The 1,966-nt window shown below is 60.0% G+C and carries 3 protein-coding genes; 2 read left to right on the top strand and 1 reads right to left on the bottom strand.

The features are described 5' to 3' along the window. On the bottom strand, positions 1 to 902 hold a 902-nt coding region (locus EN893_RS31375), incomplete at its 3' end, for a LysR family transcriptional regulator (RefSeq protein ID WP_164901274.1). A 119-nt stretch (positions 903 to 1,021) separates the two neighbouring features. Here EN893_RS31375 and EN893_RS31370 point away from each other — a divergent pair. After that, positions 1,022 to 1,444 carry a DoxX family protein gene (locus tag EN893_RS31370; RefSeq protein WP_127270225.1) on the top strand — a complete coding sequence of 141 codons (423 nt, stop codon included), beginning with the start codon at positions 1,022 to 1,024 and terminating at the stop codon, positions 1,442 to 1,444. Positions 1,445 to 1,487: 43 nt separating this feature from the next. Continuing rightward, on the top strand, positions 1,488 to 1,966 hold a 479-nt coding region (locus EN893_RS31365; RefSeq protein WP_128362072.1), incomplete at its 3' end, for an NmrA family NAD(P)-binding protein.

Here is a 1,966-nt window from a genome sequence, read left to right as displayed (position 1 = left end):
TCCATATACGGCGTCAGCACATCTTCGATCCATTTCATGAATGCGCGGACTCGGCGCGACAGATTGCTCCGATGTGCGACGACGAGGGATACGGCGAGCGCCCGTCGACGAAAATCGGGTATGATCTCGATAAGCGCTCCACTCTCCAAGTATTGGCCAATGCCCAAAAGTGGCGCCTGAATCACACCAAGGCCGGCGAGGGCGGCGGCTTCGTAGGTCTGCGCGCTGTTGACGTGCAGCGCACCTGGCAACTGAAGCGTCGCGTAGCTGTCGCCGTCCGGATATTCCCATCCATAGGGTCTCGCGCCTAGCACCGTCGAAAAGTGAATTGTCCTATGTTCCTGACGCTGGAGATCTTCCAGCGACCGAGGGACGCCATGGCGCGCCAGATAGGCGGGGCTGGCAGCGTTGGCCATGCGCAACAGGCCCAACGGGCGGGCAATCAGCGTCTCGTCGCGAATGGGTCCAAGCCGCAATACACAATCGAACCCCTCTTGAACCAGATCGACTTGCCGATCCGTACTCGACACCTCCAGCTCCAATTGGGGGTGCGCCGCCATGAAATCCGGCAAGGCCGGCACGATCGTTGTGCGCGCCACTTCGGTCGGAAGGTCGACTCTCAAACGCCCGCGAAGTGCCACGCGATCGCCTGCGAACATCGAGTGCAGATCATCGACTTCAGCGAGCAGATCGCGGGCACGGGCATGAAATGCGCGTCCGTCTTCCGTCAACCGCACGCTGCGCGTCGTCCGGTGCAGGAGCCTGACACCGAGATCTTCTTCCAGCTTCCGGACCGCCGTTGAGGCTCTCCCCTTTTGGATGCCCAGGCTGTCGGCTGCGCGGGTGAAGCTCCCCATTTCCGCTACCGTTATGAAAATGAGGATGGGTTCGAGATTTTGCATTTTCGTTTCCCGGTATTGTTTTCCAAAAAGAGAACAGTCGGTTCATTTCCTCGGTGTTTATCACACCTGAGAGGCACAGTAAGCTTCGAATATGGGATCTCCCCATCGGAGAATGACAAGTGTCCGAAACTGTGAACCCGCATCAGACACCTGAAACTATGACCTTGCATCGCGCCCTGTGGGCCGGCCGGATAATGAGCGCGTTTGTCGTTATCGCTTTGATGACAGACGGCACTGTTCAGCTTTTCGCGCCGGCACGGGTCGCGAGCATGTTGCAGGAAACCGGGTTCGCGATGGATCTGACGCGCGTCGTGGGTCCGATCATCCTCGCCTGCGCCATCCTCTACGCCATCCCGGTCACCGCCGTCCTCGGCGCGATCCTGGTGACGGGCTTTTTGGGAGGTGCCATCTGCGCCCATCTCCGCATCGGTGAGTTGGGATCGCCGCCGGAAATCATTTCCCTGCTTCTGGGCGCGATGACCTGGGGCGGCCTCTATCTGCGCGATCCCCGTATCCGGGCCATTCTGCCGCTCATCCATTGAACCAACAGGGGCAGTTCTGTCCCTCAACATCAGGAGAAAACACATGTTCTTAGTAATGGGAATCACGGGAAACGTGGGCGGCGCGACGGCAAGGCATTTGCTAGCGCAAGGCAAAAAGGTGCGCGCGCTGGTCCGCGACCGCGAGAAAGCGTTGAGCTGGGCGAACCGGGGCGTGGAGCTGGTTGACGGCGATTGGAATGATTCGGCAGCCATCGAGCGGGCGCTCGAAGGCGTCGAAGGCGCGTTCGTCATGCTGCCTCCTGTCTGGGCGCCTTCGCCCGATTACAAGGAAGCAAAGGCCGTGATTGCAAGCTATGTCGAGGCGCTCACCAAGGCAGCGCCGCCGCGAGTGGTTGCGCTTTCGTCGATGGGCGCGAACAGAACCAGCGGGCACGGGGTGATCGCGGCCTTGTCCCTTCTGGAGCAAGGTTTTCGCGACCTGACATCGCCAGTTGCTTTTGTGCGCGCAGGCGGATTCTTCGAGAATTTTCTTTTCGGGTTGCAGGTCGCGCAGGGCGGAAC

Source organism: Mesorhizobium sp. M7A.F.Ca.CA.004.04.2.1 (genome assembly GCF_004022825.1).
Classification (GTDB): Bacteria; Pseudomonadota; Alphaproteobacteria; order Rhizobiales; family Rhizobiaceae; genus Mesorhizobium.
This window is presented reverse-complemented; position numbering and strand designations above follow the sequence as displayed.